Origin of the sequence: Rufibacter aurantiacus (assembly GCF_017916345.1) — a bacterium.
Taxonomy (GTDB): Bacteria; Bacteroidota; Bacteroidia; order Cytophagales; family Hymenobacteraceae; genus Nibribacter; species Nibribacter roseolus.
Genome location: NZ_JAFMSV010000004.1, coordinates 712,242 through 731,736, shown reverse-complemented (window position 1 = coordinate 731,736; position 19,495 = coordinate 712,242). Strand labels below are relative to the sequence as shown.

The 19,495-nt window shown below is 53.3% G+C and carries 15 protein-coding genes; 4 read left to right on the top strand and 11 right to left on the bottom strand.

Going from position 1 to position 19,495, the window contains the following annotated elements; genetic code table 11:
- The first annotated feature begins 441 nt into the window (after positions 1-441).
- Entirely contained in the window at positions 442-1,497 is a 1,056-nt protein-coding gene (locus J3P34_RS17895) for a S66 peptidase family protein (protein ID WP_210489975.1), read from the top strand.
- A gap of 337 nt (positions 1,498-1,834) precedes the next feature.
- Entirely contained in the window at positions 1,835-4,735 is a 2,901-nt protein-coding gene (locus J3P34_RS17890; protein ID WP_210490219.1) for a serine hydrolase domain-containing protein, read from the top strand.
- 294 nt (positions 4,736-5,029) lie between these two features.
- On the opposite strand, the gene J3P34_RS17885 is transcribed toward J3P34_RS17890, so the two are convergent.
- From J3P34_RS17885 to J3P34_RS17850, 8 genes are all read right to left on the bottom strand, one after another.
- Positions 5,030-5,920, bottom strand: coding sequence for a carboxypeptidase-like regulatory domain-containing protein (locus J3P34_RS17885; protein WP_210489974.1), 891 nt, complete (start codon positions 5,918-5,920; stop codon positions 5,030-5,032).
- Between the two features lie 143 nt (positions 5,921-6,063).
- Positions 6,064-7,170, bottom strand: coding sequence for a DUF3616 domain-containing protein (locus J3P34_RS17880; RefSeq protein WP_210489973.1), 1,107 nt, complete (start codon positions 7,168-7,170; stop codon positions 6,064-6,066).
- Between the two features lie 134 nt (positions 7,171-7,304).
- Positions 7,305-7,790 carry a hypothetical protein gene (locus J3P34_RS17875; RefSeq protein ID WP_210489972.1) on the bottom strand — a complete coding sequence of 162 codons (486 nt, stop codon included), beginning with the start codon at positions 7,788-7,790 and terminating at the stop codon, positions 7,305-7,307.
- Positions 7,791-7,860: 70 nt separating this feature from the next.
- Positions 7,861-8,976 (bottom strand): efflux RND transporter periplasmic adaptor subunit, encoded by a 1,116-nt coding sequence (locus tag J3P34_RS17870; RefSeq protein ID WP_210489971.1) that lies wholly within the window; start codon positions 8,974-8,976, stop codon positions 7,861-7,863.
- 115 nt (positions 8,977-9,091) lie between these two features.
- Positions 9,092-10,342 (bottom strand): ABC transporter permease, encoded by a 1,251-nt coding sequence (locus J3P34_RS17865; protein WP_210489970.1) that lies wholly within the window; start codon positions 10,340-10,342, stop codon positions 9,092-9,094.
- Positions 10,343-10,495: 153 nt separating this feature from the next.
- Complete coding sequence (locus J3P34_RS17860) at positions 10,496-11,740, bottom strand: ABC transporter permease (protein ID WP_210462897.1); 1,245 nt, start codon at positions 11,738-11,740, stop codon at positions 10,496-10,498.
- 11 nt (positions 11,741-11,751) lie between these two features.
- Positions 11,752-12,471 (bottom strand): ABC transporter ATP-binding protein, encoded by a 720-nt coding sequence (locus tag J3P34_RS17855; RefSeq protein ID WP_210462896.1) that lies wholly within the window; start codon positions 12,469-12,471, stop codon positions 11,752-11,754.
- 536 nt (positions 12,472-13,007) lie between these two features.
- On the bottom strand, positions 13,008-13,883 hold the full coding sequence (locus J3P34_RS17850; RefSeq protein ID WP_210489968.1) for a hypothetical protein: 876 nt from the start codon (positions 13,881-13,883) through the stop codon (positions 13,008-13,010).
- A 103-nt stretch (positions 13,884-13,986) separates the two neighbouring features.
- Between J3P34_RS17850 and J3P34_RS17845 the strand changes: the two genes are divergently transcribed.
- Positions 13,987-14,958: an isopenicillin N synthase family dioxygenase gene (locus tag J3P34_RS17845; RefSeq protein ID WP_210489966.1), complete on the top strand. Its 972-nt coding sequence runs from the start codon at positions 13,987-13,989 to the stop codon at positions 14,956-14,958.
- Between the two features lie 134 nt (positions 14,959-15,092).
- Positions 15,093-16,235 (top strand): chromate efflux transporter, encoded by a 1,143-nt coding sequence (gene chrA, locus J3P34_RS17840; RefSeq protein WP_428480482.1) that lies wholly within the window; start codon positions 15,093-15,095, stop codon positions 16,233-16,235.
- Positions 16,236-16,343: 108 nt separating this feature from the next.
- Here the strand turns inward: chrA and rfbA are convergent, their stop codons facing one another.
- The 3 genes from rfbA to rfbB form a co-directional block, all read right to left on the bottom strand.
- A complete protein-coding gene (gene rfbA, locus J3P34_RS17835) occupies positions 16,344-17,219 on the bottom strand; it encodes a glucose-1-phosphate thymidylyltransferase RfbA (protein WP_210489964.1) in 876 nt (291 codons plus the stop codon).
- Positions 17,220-17,223: 4 nt separating this feature from the next.
- Positions 17,224-18,231 (bottom strand): SDR family oxidoreductase, encoded by a 1,008-nt coding sequence (locus tag J3P34_RS17830; protein ID WP_210489963.1) that lies wholly within the window; start codon positions 18,229-18,231, stop codon positions 17,224-17,226.
- Between the two features lie 217 nt (positions 18,232-18,448).
- The gene (rfbB, locus tag J3P34_RS17825; RefSeq protein ID WP_210489962.1) at positions 18,449-19,495 is read right to left on the bottom strand and encodes a dTDP-glucose 4,6-dehydratase; all 1,047 of its coding nucleotides are present in this window, start codon (positions 19,493-19,495) and stop codon (positions 18,449-18,451) included.

The following is a 19,495-nucleotide window of genomic DNA, read 5'->3' as shown; positions in this document are numbered from 1 at the left end:
GGAACAGTTTAGAACCCATAGTTAATCCAAGATTCTGACAGCATCAAAATTTACTTCAGAAAATTGTGACTGGTCTTCTGTTCAGGACTATTGCAGCACGCATATCGTCCCCCTTTGAAGGGGGTAGGGGGATGACAAGGCAGGTTAAAGAGCCGTTCTTCTATAGCTACAAAGCAAAGGCAATTACAAGGTCTTGTCTTTACTAAAGATTAGAAATGCGTTTGCTCAGCACGAGTAATCATCCCCCTACCCCCTTCAAAGGGGGACGATATGCGTGTGAAAGCATGCGCACACATCAACCATCACCAGCCATTAATAAACCGTGCTGCTTATCCATTTTGAGCCTGTTTTTGAAAAACGAAGCTTAAAACACCCGAAACAGAAACAATCTCTTTATTTTAACGCGGTGTTTTCCCACCCATCTGCTAAACCTTCTGACTTATGATACTCCGATCTCGCCGCGAGGTGCTGGCTTCGCTTTCTGTGGCCGCTGCGGCTCTTCCTTTGCTGGGCTTCAGGCCGGCTACTGCCCCTGAGAAAGGTCCTAAAACCATTGTGCCGCCCCGCCTCAAGCCCGGCGATACGGTAGGGCTCATCTGCCCGGCGGGCGCGGCGTTCAGCAAAGAAGTGGTGCAGATCACCAAGGAGTCTATTGAGGCATTGGGCCTGAAGGTGAAGATGGGCAAGCACGTGTTTGACCGGTTCGGGTATCTGGCGGGCACGGACCAGGCGCGAGCCGAGGATGTGAACACCATGTTCGCGGATAAATCTGTGCAGGGCATCCTGGCCATCCACGGAGGTTGGGGCTGCGCCCGATTACTGCCTTTACTGGACTACAAGACCATCCAGAAGAATCCTAAACCGCTCATCGGGTACTCAGACATCACGGCGCTGCTTTTGGCCATAAACGCAAAAACTGGCCTCATAACGTTCCATGGGCCGGTGGGCTCCGCTACCTGGAACAAGTTTTCTGTTGACTCTTTCCGGCAGGTCTTGATGGAGGCCAGTTCGGCGTTGTTTGAGAACCCTAAGGAATTAGGCGATAACCTCACTATCACCAAAGACCGCATCACCACCATTACACCCGGCACGGCGCAGGGCAAACTGGTGGGCGGCAATTTAACAGTGCTCACCGCTATTCTGGGCTCAGATTATCTGCCCAACTGGAAAGACGCCATCCTGTTCCTGGAAGACACCAACGAGGCCGTGTACCGGGTAGACCGCATGCTCACGCAACTGAAATTGGCTGGCGTGCTGGACCAGGTCAAAGGGGTGGTGTTTGGCAAATGCTCTGACTGCGAGCCCAGCAAGGGAAGTTACGGGTCGCTCACGCTGGAGGAAGTTTTGGAGCAGCACCTGCAGCCTTTGAAGATTCCGGTGTATTCCGGGGCCATGATCGGCCACATCACCCACAAATTTACCGTACCAGTAGGAGTTGAGGCCGAGATAGACGCCACCGCCGGAACTATCAGGTTATTGAAGAGCGCCGTGGCTTAAAACTGGAACTTTGCTCCTTTATGAGCCTGTTTTCCAGAATTATGCCGTAATTTGCACTCTTACGCGCTACGTACTTCCATTATCCTTGCTTTTTGCCTTGAAAAAACTCCGTTTTCTCCCCCTCGTCTTCATTTTTCTGTTTGCGGTAGGGTTCTTTTCCCTGCACGGCCAGACCCGCGGCAAAAAATCCGCTAAAACCACCAAAACCGTTTCCAAAAAGGCCTCGGCGGCTGCCAAAAAGAAAGCCCCGGCCTCCAAAAAGGTAACGGCAACCAAGAAAGCGGCAGCCAAAAAACCCGCGGTGCCGGTGTTTAATCCTAAAACCGATCCGCCATTTATGGGCGCGAACCAGAAATGGGTAGATTCCGTGTTCAAAACCCTCACGCCGGAGGAACGCATCGCGCAGCTGATCATGATTCCGGTGTACTCCAACAAGAACCAGGCGCACATTGACTCCATCAGCCGGTTAGTGACTACCTACAAAGTGGGTGGATTGATCTTCTTCCAGGGCGGACCGGTACGGCAGGCGCACATGACCAACCGCTACCAGCGAGAAAGCAAGGTGCCGCTCATGATCTCTATTGACGGGGAGTGGGGTTTGGGCATGCGCCTGGACAGCACGGTATCGTTCCCGTACCAGATGAGTTTGGGCGGTATTGAAAACGAGAAGCTGATCTATGACATGGGCGCGGAGATAGCCCGCCAGTGCCGCCGGTTGGGCATCCACGTGAACTTTGCGCCGGTGGTGGACGTGAACAACAATGCCAACAACCCCGTGATCGGGTTCCGCTCCTTCGGCGAAGACAAATACAACGTGACCCGCAAATCCCTGGCCTACGTGAAAGGCATGCAGGACAACAAGGTGATGGCCAACGCCAAGCACTTCCCCGGCCACGGCGACACCAACGTAGACTCGCACTATGGCTTGCCGGTGCTGCACTTCTCTAAACTGCGTCTGGACTCTACCGAGCTGTACCCGTTCAGAGAGCTCATGAAAAACGGTCTGGGTAGTCTGATGGTGGCGCATATGAACATTCCGGTGCTGGACAACACCAAAGACGTAGCCTCTACCCTCTCCAAGAACATTGTGAGCGATCTGCTCAAGAAGGAAATGGGCTTCAAAGGCCTGGTTTTCACCGATGCCCTGAACATGCAAGGCGTGGCCAAGTTCTATGCGCCCGGCATTGTGGACGTGAAGGCCCTGCTGGCCGGGAACGATGTCCTCCTGAACACCATGGATGTGAAAACCACCATTGAGGAGGTGAAAAAAGCCATTGCGAATAAGGAAATCACCCAGGCCGAGGTAGATGCCCGTTGCCGGAAAGTACTGGCCGCCAAACAGTGGGCGGGTCTGGACAAGTGGCAACCCATTGAAACCAAAAACCTGATCCAGGACCTGAACAACCCCACCGCCGATTTCATCAACCGCCAGCTGACCGAGGCCTCGCTCACGCTGCTGCGCAACAAAGACAACATCCTGCCTATCAAAACGCTGGACACGTTGAATATCGCTGCGCTGGCGCTGGGCACCAGCACTGAGACTGAATTCCAGCGGAACCTGGCCAAGTACGCGAAAGTGGACAACTTCTTCTTGCCGCCTACCAGCTCCATCGCTGACCTGCAGGCGCTGAAAGACAAGCTGAAAAATTACAACACCATTTTAGTAGGCGTACATAAGCTGCAACTGAAGGCCTCAGGCAACAACACCTTCGGGATTACCGCCGAGATGAACCTGTTCCTGAAAGACCTGATCCGTTCCAAACAGACCATTGTGACCGTATTTGGCAATGTGTACAGCCTCAACCGTTTTGAGGATATTGAGAAAGCGCACGGCGTGCTGGCCACCTACCAGGAGAATGCCTTAACCCAGGACGTAGCCGCCCAGATTATTTTCGGGGGCGTGGGCGCCAAAGGCAAGCTGCCGGTGAACGTATCTAACTACTTCAAGATCAACAACGGACTGAAAACCGATGGTGGCCTTCGTCTGGCCTACACCCAACCAGAAGCCGTAGGTCTGCGGTCAGAGGATTTTGCGCAGATAGACACGCTGGTGAACCAGGCCATTAGAGCCAAAGCCACCCCGGGCGCCCAGGTGCTGGTAGCTAAGAACGGAAAGGTGATCTATGCCAAGTCCTTCGGGTATCATACCTATGAGAACCAGACGCCGGTGAAGAACACAGACCTTTACGACCTGGCTTCGGTGACCAAGATCACTACTTCCCTGGCGGCGTTCATGAAACTGAACGGCGAAGGCAAATTTGACGTGGACAAAACCCTGGGCGAGTACCTGCCCATGATGAAAGGCTCTAACAAAGAAAACCTACGCTACCGCGACATCCTCACGCACCAGGCCGGCCTCAAATCCTGGATTCCGTTTTGGAAAGAGGCCGTGAAAAGCAACGGCGAGCTGAAGCCGAACATCTTCAAAGCAGACTCTTCTGATAAATTTCCGTACCGCGTGGCCCAGCACCTGTTCATCCGGAAAGATTACGCCGAGGAGATTTACAAGGAGATCAGAAACTCGCCGCTGAACGACAAACCAGGCTACGTGTACAGTGACCTTTCTTTCATTCTGGCGCCGCTGGTGGTAAAGAACATCACCGGAGAGGATTTTGAGACGTATCTGAAAAAGAACATCTACGGGCCGCTGGGCGCTTCCACGCTAACGTTCAACCCTTACAAGTACTACCCGCTCTCCCGCATTGTGCCTACCGAGGTGGATACCCTGTTCCGGAAGCAGTTGCTGCACGGCACCGTGCATGACGAGGGCGCTGCCATGCTGGGCGGCATCAGCGGTCACGCTGGTTTGTTCGGGACCGCGAATGACCTGGCTAAAGTGATGCAGCTGTACCTCAACGACGGTATCTATGCCGGCAAGCGCTACATCGCCAACAAAACGGTGAGCACGTTCAGCAAATGCCAGTTCTGCCCAGACAACTACCGCGCCCTCGGGTTTGACCGTCCGTCCAAGCCGGGCACCGAGAACGGGAACGCCGCCAAGAGTGCCCCAACCGAAAGCTTCGGGCACACCGGCTTCACGGGCATTTACACCTGGGTAGACCCGGTGAACCAACTGGTGTATGTGTTCCTGTCTAACCGCGTGCACCCCACCCGCGAGAGCTCGGTTCTGAGCAAACTGAACACCCGCACCAAGGTAATGCAAGTGGTATACGATGCCATTGACAAATCCCGGATCACCCCGCCTAAACCTGATACCGTGGAAAGCAAGCGCAACTAACCACTTTCAGTAAATAGTCAAACAGAAGAGCCGCCCTGGTAACCCGGGGCGGCTCTTCTGTTTGGTAAAGGTTCTGAGTTTAGGAACGTTTCTAGGAGTTTTTTCTGGGAAAGAGGCCAGAAACGAAGCATCCTTCAGGATTACCCCACCCTATTGTCATCTTGGAAAGATCTTGTGAGCGAACGGTAGTTGCGATTACTCCAAGGCTTTTCTAGTTCGCTCACAAGATCCTTTCAGGATGACAATAAAAATAAAGAAGTCAGGAGGGGAATTTCTATTACTCCAGTTCAGACCTCAATTACTCAAGGTGAGCTGGAATTGTGGGGTGGCGAAGCTGATAGCATCGCCTTCGCGCTGACTGGTGCTTACCCATTTGCCCTGGTGGTAAATCCAGCCGTTGGGGCTGCGTTGGTCAGGACCGTAGCACCGGATGCTGGGCTCGTAGGAGATTCTGGCGGGTCCTTCCTTGGCGCCGGTCTCGGGGTCAACGGCCTCATAGCGGTTCTTCTTGATCACGAGCCACTCAAACGCGATGAAGAAACCCTTGGCTGGCATCTGCAGGTCATGCTGGCTTACATCCAGGGTCACGGTTTTGATGCCTTTCGGGGCCAGGCCCATGAGGGGTGTGGAAAGCAGATCGGAGCCGGGGGCGCCATCCTCGCCTACCCGCAGGAGGCGGAGTTTGAAAGAGGCATTTTTGAGATTGCTCAAGGTCACGATAGAGATCTGGTCCAGGAAAGGCGTGGCAGCGTAACCGGTTTTGTAAGGGATATACTGGGCCACAATCCAGGGCGTGCCGTTGCTCCCGAAGGAATACTCAGTGTTATCATCCAGTTTGTTGATGACAAGCTTGGTGCGTTTGGTGCTTTTCTTCACCGTGACCTCGTTAAGGGCCACCGCCGAGGGCACCAAAGCAATAGTCAGATTTCCGCCCGAGATAGGGAGGCGCGTTCGCTCATAGCCTAAACAGGAAATGACCAGCGTTTTCCCCTGCAGCTCCGCAGAGGCAAACCCGAACTCGCCTTTCTCTGAGGAGGTGGTGCCCAGGTTCTCGTCCTCTACCCAAATGTTGGCAAAGGCCACCGGTTTGCCCGTGGCTTTGTCGGTGACGGTGCCTTTCACTTGGCTAAATCCGGTGCCGGCAAAAAACAGAACCATCAGAAGCAGGGCGAAAACGTGTTTCATGGGGCGCGAGTACGGGAAGGTGAATTGTTCCGGGGCTGTTATACAGAAAACAGCCCCGGAACGGTCATGTTTGATTTGAAGAGAGTAATCTTTTTCTCAACGCCAGGCCAAGCAACTTATTTAAAAGCAAGCTTTAAATTTCACTAGTCCTTGATGCGGTATACATCGGCGGTGACAGCATTTTTATCTGTTTTACGTTCGTCTTTGGGGCTGTCGAAGACCACCAGCAGGTGTTCCTCGTCAAAGATGCCCAGGCCTTCGGCTTTGTCCAGGCCCGAGTGGGAGCCGCTGCCGTGGGGCACATCAAAGAGGTGATCCAGTTCTTTGCGGTGCACCATCTGTTCACCCTCCAGGGACTGCACCATGGCGTTGGGCCAGCGGTACACGGCAATGGTGCCGTCCAGGTCCATGGTGGGGCCCGCCAGGATGTAGAGGTCATTATCTTTGACGCGCAGTTCCCGCACACCTTTGCCTACCATGTGCAGGAAGTGCTTTTTGTATAGCGAGCCATCTGCGTTGGCCTTGAGCTGCAGGGTACCTTTCTCTTCCCCGTCCTTTAACTGCAGCTCCACTATCATGGACCAGCCGCGCAGCACCGGTCCGCGCAAACCCACAAAGATGCGGTCTTCGTGCACGGCCAAGCCCTCAATGTCAAACCCGTTGTCTTTCCCCGGAATGGGCAGGAAATCCTTTAGGTGGATGTCATCCTGGAAGGCATCCATAAGTTGGTTTCCCGTTTTGGTACCCACCAGTTGGGCGGCCCGAAGCTTTTTGGAGGGGTCCTCGGGATCAGTGCACTTTTTGGCCAGGGTATACTCGCCGGTTTCGGGGTCCTGCACCAGCGGGATACGGGCCAGCAGGTAGCGGTTAGGATCAGATGAGACCTTGGCCAGCCTCTTGATCTGCTTTTCCACGGAGTCTTCTTTGCGTGGTTTCTTGCGCTTGAGGCTATGGGAGCCTACCAGCCAAAGGTATCCCCCGCCTTCGCCCAGACCTTCAATGTCAATCTCTGAATTGGTGCCATCGGGCAGGTCCAGGTACTGGCTCAGGTCAAAGTGCACGTGCTCGCCGAAGGTCTGGTCACCGGTGAGTTTCAGGCGCTCCAGGGTGGTTTGCTCATCGCAGCTCATCCAGAGGTAATCGCCGGTGCGCAGTACGGCGGAGAGGCCGTCGCGCACGTGTTTGCCGGTGGCGGTGATGCTGTGCTCAGACTCAAAGTGCAGTTGAACAGTGAAGGCGGGGCTTTTCATTTTGGTTTTTGGTTGGGTGAATGCCTGGGTGGCAGAAAAGGGTTTTACGGCTCTTTTCCGGGAAACAAAGCTAAAACAGAACGCGACAACCCCGGGCAGAGTTGTCGCGCTTTGAGAGGAAGTGGGCAAAGGTTTTATCCTTCATCAGATTCAGAAGCTTCTTCTATGTTGCTGTCCTCGGCAGATTTGAAGTTAGGGAACGCTTTGTTGCCTTCTTTGATGGCTCTGTCCAGGGCCGGATTGGCTTGCAGGCGTTTGGCTACGGCAGGGTCCAGCATCACCTCAAAGATGGTTTTGAAATAAGGCTTGGACTGGAACCGCTTCTCAAAGGCCTCTTTCTCGGCACCTTTCAAGTTTTTATGTTCCTGGGCCCACTTCTCCAGCTCGGGCTTGAGTTTGTGCATCTCGGCGCCGGCCTCATCAGAGGCGGTTTTGATGAGGGCGATGGTTTTCTCGTCGTTTTTCTCCAGGAAGGCCGCTTTCATCCTGGTGGCATAGGTGTTCAGGATCTTGTCCATCTTCAGCTCGGTAGGACTGATACCGCCCGCCTGTGCCGTGAGCATGAAAAGGGAGAAGACCATGCTTAACATCCCGGAGGCAATCCACTTTGTTTTTTTCATCTGGTTTGATTTGATGTTTGAAACACTGTTTTCTACCCGGCTTGCGGCCGCGCTTACTTTCATTTATTCACTACGAGGCCTTCTTTTCCTCATCCGGCGAGGCCGCCTCCACCACTTTCACTTTGTCGCTGGCTTTGAGGCCGTCTACCACCTGTATGTTGATGCCGTCAGACAGGCCGGTTTTCACCAGTTTCTTCTTGAACTGCTGAGGCCCGGTTTCCACCTCTACAAACACGCTGTCTTTGCCTTTCTTCCCGAACTGCAGCAAACCTTCCTTGATGGCCAGCACGTTCTGTTTCTGGTCCAGCACGATGTCGGCGTTCGCAGAGTAGCCAGCCCGCAGGAAATCGCCGGGCTGCAGCATCACCTGGGCTTTCACCTGGAACTTCACGGCGCCTTCCTCCAGCACGCCTTTGGGGGCGATGTACTCCAGCTTGGCCTTAAACACTTTATTTTCGATAGCCCCGATGGTGAGGTTCAGGTCCATGCCCTCGCGCAGTTTGCCCACCTCAGACTCATCAATCTTGCCCTCAAAGATGAGGCTCTTCATATCGGCTACAGCCGCAATGGTGGTACCCTCGTTGAAGTTGTTGCGCTCAATCACCGAGGCGCCCACTTTCACGGGCACATCCAGCACCATGCCGTCCACGGTGGAGATGATGATGTTGGAGCCGCCCGTCCGCCGCGAGGTGCCTGATTTCACCAACTGGCGGTTGTTCTCTGCCGCGGTCAGGTCTTCCCGGCGCAGCTTGTAGTCCAGCACAAACTTGTTGTATTCCTGCTCCGCGATTACTTTTTGATCATAAAGCATCTTCTGGCGCGCCAACTCCCGTTTGGCCTGCTCAAACGCGATGCGGGCCGTCTGCACGCTGGTCTCGGCGTTGTTCACGCTCACCATGTTGGGCACTATCCTGATTTTGGCAATGGTTTGCCCGGCCCTTACGCTCTGGCCCGCCTCCACGTACAGTTCCTCCACAATACCGCTCACCTGCGGCTTTATCTGGATTTCCTTCCTCGGCACAATGGAGCCCGTAGCCACGGTTTTCTTCACAATATTGGTGTAAAACGGCTTCTCGGTCTTATACACCACCGGATCAGCGTTCGATTTCTTGTAGAAGTAGTACCCGATCCAGACGCTGCCGGCCAGAAACAAGACGATGAACAACCCTAGAAATACCTTTTTCATTGGTTTAATGTGCTAATGTGTTAATGTTCTGATGTGCTATCTCAAATCCCCGGCTCTTGTAGTGCCGCAGAGGTGTTTTGGTGTCGTTTTCTGTAATTCGGGCTCAAAATGGAATTTACTCATCCTTCAAAGCCTCTACCGGGTTCACCCGGGCGGCTTTGGTAGCGGGGATAAGACCGGCAATGGCGCCCATCACCACCAGCAGCACCACGGCCATCAAAGCCACCTGCGGATCAACCTCAGGGCTGGCGAAGAAGCCGGCATCCACCTCAAAGCGCACCATGAGGTAATTGATTAAAGCCACTAGTCCGGTCCCCACAATTAAACCAGAGATGCCTGCGATACTGGTGATCACCACCGATTCCTGCAGAATCAAGCTGATCACCGACCAAGGCGTGGCGCCCAGCGCTTTCCTGATACCTATTTCCTTTGTGCGTTCCTTCACCACGATGAGCATGATGTTACCCACCCCGATGATGCCCGCAATGATGGTCCCGATGCTCACAATCCAGCTGAACCCTGAGATGCCGGCAAACAGCCCCTGCACGTCTTTGAACTCCTTCTCCACGTTGGCCGAGCCGAAAGCTTTCAAATCTGTAGGAGCTACCTGGTGACGCTGTGCCAGGAGGGTTTTTACCTTCTCCTCCACTACTTCGGCGGGCACGCCCGGTGCGGGAATGATCTTGAAGTGCCCGATGCGGTTAGGCTGGTTGAAGGTTTGCTGCAGCGTGGTATTGGGGATGTAAATGGTCTGGGAGGCGTACACAATGTCTTCGCCTTTGCCTACCGGCGTGAACTTGCCTACCACCTGGAAGTAACTGCCCTTAATGTTGATGTATTTGCCAATAGGGTCTACACCCTCCTTAAACAGCACCTCCTGCACGCGCGGCCCAATCACGGCCACTTTGCGTTTCTCCTCAATGTCAATGCGGTTGATGAAACGCCCGGTAGAGATGGTAAGCGGATCCACGTACAGCATCTCGGGGTAATCGCCGCTCACGTTGAAAGATGAGTTCTTATTGGCGTAGCTAACGGTGAACGTGCCATCCAATCCGTTGCTGGGTGACAGGATGCCCACCTCAGGCAACTGCTCCTGAATGGCTTTCACATCATCATTGGTCAGGTGCACAAACCGGCCGGCCTTAAGGCCCATGTAAGGTACGCTGGTGCGCTGCGTCCAGACGAATACGGCGTTCTTGGCGATGTTGAAGTCATTGGTGATGCCGTGCTCCAGCCCTTTGCCCGCGCCCAGCAAAAGCACCAGCATGAAGATGCCCCAGAAAACGCCAAACGCCGTCAGCGCCGTCCGCAGCTTGTGCTTCTTGACAGTGGCGTAAATCTCAGCCCATTTGTCTACATCAATCATAAGTGGGAATTCTGAGTCCTGAGTCTATTGTCCTGAGTCAATAATCGTTTTAAGCCTGTTTTCCGGAAATCAGCCCGCAAACAGCTTCTGAGTTCCTTGGAAAGAAGGTGTGGGGGCACCTGTCTGCACAAATTCCTAATTCTTAATTTTAAACTACTCTGCTCTGAGCGCTTCAATGGGTTTGATGCTGGCAGCTTTCAGGGCGGGCATGAGACCGGCTATGGCCCCGGCCAGCACCAGCAGCACCGTGGCAGAAACCGCTACCCCCAGGTTCACGCCAGGGTTGGCGAAGAACGGCAAATCGGCGCCGGATTTCTCCAGAGCATAGCGCATCAGGTCCAGCAGACCCACGCCGGCCAATAGTCCCAGATAGCCCGAGAAAGCCGTAATCACCACCGATTCCTGCAAAATCATGCTCACGATGGACACCGGCGTAGCTCCTAAGGCTTTCCGCACGCCGATCTCGCGGGTGCGTTCCTTCACAATGATGAGCATGATGTTACTCACGCCCACAATGCCCGCAATGAGCGTACCTATGCCCACCACCCACACAAACATATTGATGCCGTTGAACAGGCCCATAACCTGCTCGTACTCCTTCTCGCCGTTGTTAATGTCCAGCGCCTGGACATCCTCCTGGGAGAATTTATGCCGCTGGGCCAATAGCGCTTTCACCTTTTCTTCAATCACCACCGCCTTCACGCCAGGCTGTGCCACCATGGCCACCAACTGTACCTGATTGGGCTGGTTGTAGGTAGTCTGCAGGGTGGAGAAAGGAATATAAGCCCGTTCCTCCCGGCGACCGCCGTTGTTGCCACGCACCGTGAAGATGCCCACCACCTTGAAGTGGATGCCCTGGATGTTCACGTACTCTTCCAGGCCGGTCTTGTCTTTGAACAGCACCTCGCGCACTTTCTCGCCCAGCACAATGACCTTCCGTTTCTCTTTGATGTCGTTCTCGTTGAGCAGGCGACCCACTTTCAGGCGCTCGCCGTTGACCTCCAGAAACTCCGGCGTAGACCCGAAGACCTGGTAAGAGCCGTTCTCGGTTTTGTAGTTGATGGTGTACTCGCCCCAGAGGCGGTTGCGCGGCGAGATGATCTGCACCTGCGGCACTTCGCGCTCAATGGTGGCCAGGTCCTCGTTCGTGAGTTTGATCTCGCGGCCCGGCCCCAGACCAGCATAAGGCATGGAAGACTTGCCGCCGGAGAAGAATATCCCATTCTTGGCTCCATCCCCGAAGCGGTTGAACACCCCGTTCTGCAAGCCTTGCCCGAAACCCAGCAGCATGACCAGCATGAAAATGCCCCAGAACACGCCGAAGGCTGTGAGGAAGGTACGGAGCTTGTTTTTCCGGATGGTGCCCAGAATCTCCTGCCATTTGTCAACGTCAAACATGCGCGGCGATGTTAAGCTTGGGTATAGGCAACAGGCGTCAGGAATTCCTCGGTTTTATTCCCCAGACCATCATCCAGGATGAGGCCGTCTTTCAACCGGATCACCCGTTCGGTCTGGTCTGCGATGTCGTTCTCGTGGGTCACAATCACCACCGTGATGCCTTGCTTGTGCACTTCCTTGAAGATCTCCATCACCTCGTAGGAAGTGTTGGTGTCCAGGGCGCCGGTAGGTTCATCAGCGAGGATCAATTTGGGCTTGCTGATGAGGGCCCTGGCGATGGCCACGCGCTGCCGCTGCCCCCCAGACATCTCGTTGGGCGAGTGCTCGGCCCACTCTTTCAGACCCACGCGGTCCAGGTACTCCAGCGCCAGTTTGTTGCGTTCCTTCCGGCCCACTTTCTGGTAGTAGAGCGGCAAGGCCACGTTCTCCATGGCATTTTTGAAAGACAGCAGGTTGAAGCTCTGGAAAACGAAGCCCAGGAACTTGTTTCTATAGTAGGCGGCTTTGGCCTGAGAGAGGTTCTTGATGGGTGTGCCCGCCAGGGTGTAGTCGCCGGAGTCAAAGTCGTCCAGAATACCCAGGATGTTGAGCAGCGTGGATTTGCCAGACCCTGAGGAACCCATGATGGAGACCAGTTCCCCTTCCCGCACGTGCAGATCAATTCCCTTCAGCACATGGAGCTTGTTCTGCGCCATGGCGTAGTATTTATGGATGTTCTGGAGCTGTATCATGGTCAACGCTGGTGAAATGCCCTAAACAAATGCTCTCTGCCGAAAAGCGTCACCCTAAAGATGCAGGTTTTCCGGCGGTGGTTGCCTGCACAAAAAAATTTGCTGTTTTGGGCCCGATTTTCTCTAAACCTGCCCAAAACAGCCTCTGTGAAAGCGACTTACCTTATTTGTAGCATTCACCAATTATTTATTACAACTCTTTCAAGACAAATATCACAGGCTTTTCCCCTATCTGCAGCAGCAAATTGTTTTAGGCCGATTTCTTAAAAACAGGTCCAAAACATATTTGCCCCCAAGCCGAGAGTCATTCCCTCTTCTGTCGTCTTGGAAAGATCTTGTGGGCAAACGGCCATAGCGCTTCTCCAACGCTTTTCTAGTTCGCCCACAAGATTCTTTCAGGATGACAAAGGAGAGAAGAAATTGAAGAGACAAGGCATGCCTTTTCTACACGTTTGCCACCCACATTTCAACTTTTACCCAACAAAAAAGCCGCTCCTTCTTAGGAGCGGCTTTGCTGAAAACGGGCCGGAAACAGATTACTGCGCCAGCGTGATTTTGCGTTCAACCGTGTTGAACGGGCCAGGGATCACCTTACCCGCGTTATCGATCAGTTCCAGTTTGAAGGTGTTCTCGCCCATAGGCAGGCCTTCTACCAGGTACGGCAGCCACTGGTCCAGGATGAACTCATTGCCGTTGATGGTAGCGCGCACCTTGTTGCCGTTTTTGGCTAACTCTGTGTTCACCAGGTAGAAATCAAGCATCACCTTGCGGGTATCGGCGCCTTTGTACTCGCCTTTGGGGCGGCTGTAGAACAGGTGCTGGCCTTTCTCATCAAACTTGGCCGCGCTGGCCGGGGCATTGCCTACGTTGATCACGCGCAGGTCATAGGCCTCGTCATGCTTAATGCTCTCGTGGTAAGAGCGTGACAGGAACGACAACACCACGTGCTGACCCGGCTTAATCGCTTTCTTGAACGTGGGTTTGTAGTGCGCGGTGTAAGGCTCGTTGTCCACAATGTTGTGGATGTGCTGGCCTTCTTTGGAGTTGGCGTGCTCGTGGGTGCCCGCGTCTGAGGTTTGCTGGCTCAATTGGAAGTTCTTCACCTCGTAATTGAACTGCACTGAGTCACCGGTTACTTTACCGTTCTTTTCGGGTTGGTTCAGTTCCAGGTCGGCATTCGGGAAATCCACGGAGTTACTGTAGGAGTAGACTTTAAGGCCTCCCTTTTCCATTGGCGTGCCCATGGCGCCCTGGTGCTGCACGCCGGCGGTGTCATGCGCCATGCCAGAATGGTCAGCAACAGCTGTGGTATCTGTTACAGTTGCCTCAGTATCAGAGGCACGTTTTCCATCACAGGCAGAAGCCAGCAGCATGGCCGCTATCGCTACAAAAGACAAATGTTTCTTTTTCATAGTTTAGGTTTTCGTATAAATACGCAGAATGTTTCAAAGATAGAAATTTCGTAACTTGTGCCGCATTTAAAATGAGTTTTTCAAAACACGTCAAGACAGGTTTATGAACGATAAATTATTAGAGGAAATCCCATCGCTGGACCTCGCCGATTTCACCTCCGGCGACCCGGCCCGCAAAGCGGCCTTCGTGAAAGGAATGGGTGATGCGCACCAGAATATCGGCTTTGCCGCCTTGAAAAACCACGGCCTGAGCGATGAGTTGACCGACCGCCTGTACGCGGCTATCAAAAAGTTCTTCGCCCTCCCAGATGACGTGAAACAGAAGTACGAGATCCCGGGTCTGGCGGGCCAGCGCGGCTACGTAGGCAAGGGAAAAGAGCACGCCAAGGGCCGCAACACTGGTGACCTGAAGGAGTTCTACCACGTGGGCCAGGAAGTAACCGACAACGATCCTATCAAAGAAGAATATCCAGACAACGTGTGGCCTGAAGAGGTGGCCGAGTTCCGGGAAGTGGCCTTGGAGGCGTACAGCCGTCTGGAAGCCGCCGGTAAGCAGGTTCTGCGCGCCTTGGCCTTGTATCTAGGTCTTTCCGAGGATTACTTCGATGCCAAAGTGCACAACGGTAACAGCATCCTGCGTGCCATCCACTACTTCCCTATCGAGAACCCGGATGCCGTACCAGCCGATGCCGTACGTGCCGCCGAGCACGGGGACATCAACCTCATCACCCTGTTGATGGGCGCCTCCGCTGATGGCTTGCAAGTGCTTCGCCGCGACGGGAAATGGATTCCGATCACGGCCCTGCCTGAGCAGATCATTGTGAACGTGGGCGACATGCTGTCGCGCCACACCAACAACAAGCTGAAGTCCACCATCCACCGCGTAGTGAACCCGCCGCGTGAGCTGATGCACACATCCCGCTTCTCTATTCCGTTTTTCATGCACCCGCGCTCAGAGATGGACCTGACCTGCCTGGAAGGCTGCATTGACGAGCAGAACCCGAAACAATTCCCAGACATCACTGCCGGTGAATTCCTCAACGAGCGCCTGGTGGAGCTGGGTCTGAAGAAATAAGCTCTTCTTTTGACTTTGAAAGGAGCCTTTAGGGGCTCCTTTCGTTTTTTAAGTCTATTTTTATAAAACAGGCCTAAAAACGCTTTCAACACTAAGTTCTATTGCGCCCTCGTAATTATATTTTCCTAAAGGATGTGGCTTCGCTCTCGCTCACGGCGTTTGGCGGACCTCAGGCGCATATTGCCATGATGCTGCGCCTGCTGGTGGAAAAACGGCGCTACATCACCGAGAAAGAGCTGCTGGAACTCAACGCACTGTGCCAGATTCTGCCCGGCCCCTCCTCCACCCAGACCATCACGGCCATCGGGTTCAAAGTGGGAGGCCCAAACCTTGCCTACCTCACCCTATTGGTCTGGATTGCGCCCGCCGCCATCATCATGATTGCTGCGGCCCTCATCATTTCTTTTCTGGAAGGCAAAGGCGCGCCCCTGGGTTTCACCCGGTTTATCCAGCCCATGGCCGTGGGTTTCGTGGCTTTTGCTGCCTGGCGGATCAGCTCTAAAGTGGTCTACACCAAAGGCGGGATTGTGATTATGGTGTTTTCCGCCATTCTGGCCTTCTTTTTTAGGTCGCCATGGGTGTTTCCTGTGCTCCTGCTGATAGGCGGTAGTCTGACTGCACTCAGGTTCCAGAAGCAGCCGGTGCTGGAGAAGCAGCCAATGAAGATAGAATGGGCCAATTTCCTGTTGTTCCTGGGGGTCTTGATTGCGGCGGCTTTGCTGGGGCGATTCACGCAACTGCGGGCGGTACTGCTATTTGAAAACTTCTACCGCAACGGCAGCCTCATCTTTGGGGGCGGGCAAGTACTCATCCCCGTGATGTACACCGAGTTTGTGGAGTTCAAAGGCTATCTCAACTCCAAAGAGTTTTTGTCTGGCTTCGCGCTGGTGCAGGCCTTACCAGGTCCGGTTTTCTCTTTCTGCTCTTATATCGGCACCCTGGCCATGCGGCCCTACGGTTGGGGCGGGCAGATTCTGGGTGGTGTGGTGTGTACCATCGCTATTTTCCTGCCAGGCACCTTCCTGATCTTCTTCGTGATTCGCTTTTGGGAGGAACTCCGCAAGTACCGGGTGATCCAGGCCTCGCTAGAGGGCATCAACGCCGTAGGCTGTGGCATGGTGTGCGCGGCCGCCATTATGCTCTACCATCCCATCGAGAACACGCCTTATAACTTCGGGCTAGTCGTACTCACCTTCGCGCTGCTGCAATGGACCAAGATTCCGGCTCCAGTCCTTATTTTGACCGGCTTGGTAGTGGGTCTGATCTTTCCGAATTAGTCAGTTTTGAGCAACTTTTCCTGAATCAGCCTTAAAACGAAAAGCCCTGTGAGAAGAACTCAATCTCACAGGGCTTTCTATCTACCTTTCTATCTACTATATAGTTTCTTATAAGCTGTTCTGCTCTTTCAGGACACTTAGCAGGTAATCGCCGTAACCGCTCTTACGCAGAGGCTCGGCCACACGCTGCAACTGCTCGGCATTGATGAAACCCATGCGGTAGGCCACTTCCTCAATAGACCCGATCTTCAGTCCCTGGCGTTCCTCAATCACCTGCACAAACGTGGCCGCCTGCATCAAAGATTGGATGGTACCCGTGTCTAACCAGGCTGTTCCGCGGTCCAGGATGCCTACTTTCAGTTTGCCCTGACGAAGGTACTCTTTGTTCACATCGGTGATTTCGTACTCACCACGGGGGCTGGGCTCCAGATTCTTGGCAATTTCTACCACGTCATTATCATAGAAGTAAAGGCCCGGAACTGCGTAGCTTGACTTAGGCTGCTTCGGCTTTTCTTCAATGGAGATGGCTTTCATGTTCTCGTCAAACTCCACCACGCCGTAGCGTTCCGGATCATTTACGTGGTAGGCATACACCACCCCACCATCCGGGTCATTATTGGCTTGCAGGAGCTTGCTCATTCCGGAACCGTAGAAGATGTTGTCTCCTAAGATCAAGGCCGCTTTGTCATTCCCGATGAAGTCAGCGCCTAACACAAAGGCTTGGGCCAATCCGTTAGGAACTTCCTGCACCTGGTAGCTGAAGTTACACCCAATCTGGCTGCCATCGCCCAGCAGACGCTCGAACATGGGCAAGTCATGGGGCGTGGAAATAATGAGAATGTCTTTGATGCCGGCCAGCATGAGCGTGGACAGCGGGTAATAGATCATGGGTTTGTCATACACGGGCATCAGCTGCTTGCTAACGGCGAGCGTGAGCGGGTGTAACCTTGTTCCTGAGCCTCCGGCTAAGACGATTCCTTTCATTCTCTTATTTCTGGTTGTATATAAAATCTTGGTTGTCACGGAACCAGGCCAGGGTTCTCTGCAGCCCTTCCTGGATTCTGATTTGTGGGTTGTAGCCCAATAAGCGTTGCGCCTTGGAAATATCAGCCAAACTGTCGCGGATATCACCGGCGCGCTCAGGGCCATACTCCGCCTGCACGTCAACGCCGGCTTCCTCTTTTAGGATGTTGAAGAGGTCATTCAAAGAAGTCCGGTCACCTACCGCGATGTTGTAGACCTGGTTGATCGCCTCAGGGTTCACTACCAACGCAGCGCGGATGTTTGCTTCCACGCAGTTCTCCACGAAGGTAAAGTCACGGGTTTGCTCACCGTCGCCGTTCATTCTTGGTCCGCGGTTGTTCAGCACGGCATCAATAAACAACGGAATCACGGCCGCATAAGCGCCATTAGGGTCCTGTCGCGGACCGAAAATATTGAAATACCGCAGCCCGATGATTTCCATATCGTAAGTCTTGCCAAACACATCGGCATACAACTCATTGGCGTATTTGGTAACCGCGTAAGGAGACAAGGGTTTCCCGATTTTATCTTCTACTTTAGGCAAAGATTTGCTATCCCCGTAGGTGGAGGAAGAGGCGGCGTACACAAAGCGCTTCACGTTCTGTTCTTTGGCGGCCATGAGCATGTTCACGAAACCACCCACGTTCACCTCATTAGACGTCACCGGATCCTTCACGCTTCTCGGCACCGAACCTAAAGCGGCTTGGTGTAATACCACGTCCATTCCCTCGCAAGCTTTCATGCAGGTTTCCAGATTCCGGATGTCGCCTTCCAGCACTTCCAGACGGTCATTATCTTGGAAAGCCCTCAGGTTTTTATGGAAACCGTTGGAATAATCATCCAGCACCCGCACTTTCTTGGCATTGTACTTCAGAAGATATTCTACCAGGTTAGAACCAATAAATCCGGCACCGCCGGTCACTAGAAAAGAAGTCTGCTCCAGGGAGCCGTTATGAAAAGGATGCTCGTACACAGAGGAATTAAATTATGAATTTAAATGAGTTTTAAGGTTACTTTGAGAAAACTGGCTTAAAACCACAGTTCCCTTTTACCCAATTTGGTTCGCTTGAATATGGTGTTATCTCTTTCAAAAGGAACCTTTATTCTGCTTTGCAGTTAAACAAAGATGCGTTTACAGGCTGTTTTCATGAAAACAGCCTGTAAACGCATCTTAACTTTGATTCAGTGATTTAGCGGGCATACTGCTCATTGTAGTACTCCTGGTAGCTGCCGGAGGTCACATTCTGCAACCACTCCTCATTTTGCAGATACCAGTCTACCGTTTTCTCCAGACCTTCCTCAAACGTAACGGATGGCTTCCAGCCCAACTCGTTCATGATTTTGGAAGAATCAATGGCGTAGCGTAGGTCATGCCCGGCTCTGTCTGTCACAAAGGTGATAAGTTTGCGGGAGGTACCTGGCTCACGGTTCAATTTCTGATCCATGATGTCGCAGAGCAGGTGAATGAGGTCAATGTTGCGCCACTCGTTCACGCCACCTATGTTGTAGGTATCGCCTTCTTTGCCTTTGTGAAACACATCGTCAATGGCACGGGCGTGGTCAATCACGTACAACCAATCTCTGATATTCTCACCTTTGCCGTAAACCGGTACCGGTTTGTTGTTCTTGATGTTATTCAGCGCCAGCGGAATCAGCTTCTCGGGGAAGTGGTTTGGCCCGTAATTATTAGAGCAGTTAGACACTTTCACCGGCAAGCCATAGGTGTGGTAATACGCCCGTACAAAATGGTCTGAACTGGCTTTAGAAGCCGAGTAAGGAGACCGCGGATCGTATTTTGTTTCCTCCGTGAACATGCCTTCCTCGCCCAGTGAACCATACACCTCGTCGGTGGAGATGTGGTAGAACACTTTGCCGGCGAAATCAGACTTCCAGAGTTCTTTGGCGGCGTGCAGCAAATTGCAGGTCCCGTTCACGTTGGTGCGCACAAAAGCCATGGGATCGGTGATGGACCGGTCCACGTGCGACTCCGCGGCTAGGTGCATCACAGCATCAAACTTATGCTCCTGGAACAACCCGTTGATATACTCCTGATCGGTGATGTCGCCTTTAATGAAGGTGTAGTTAGGAGCATCTTCAATGTCCGTCAGGTTCTGAAGATTGCCCGCATAGGTAAGCTTATCCAGGTTGAATATCTGGTAGTTTGGATACTTGGTCACAAATAGCCGCACTACATGGGAACCAATGAAACCGGCTCCGCCTGTGATTAGTATTTTCAT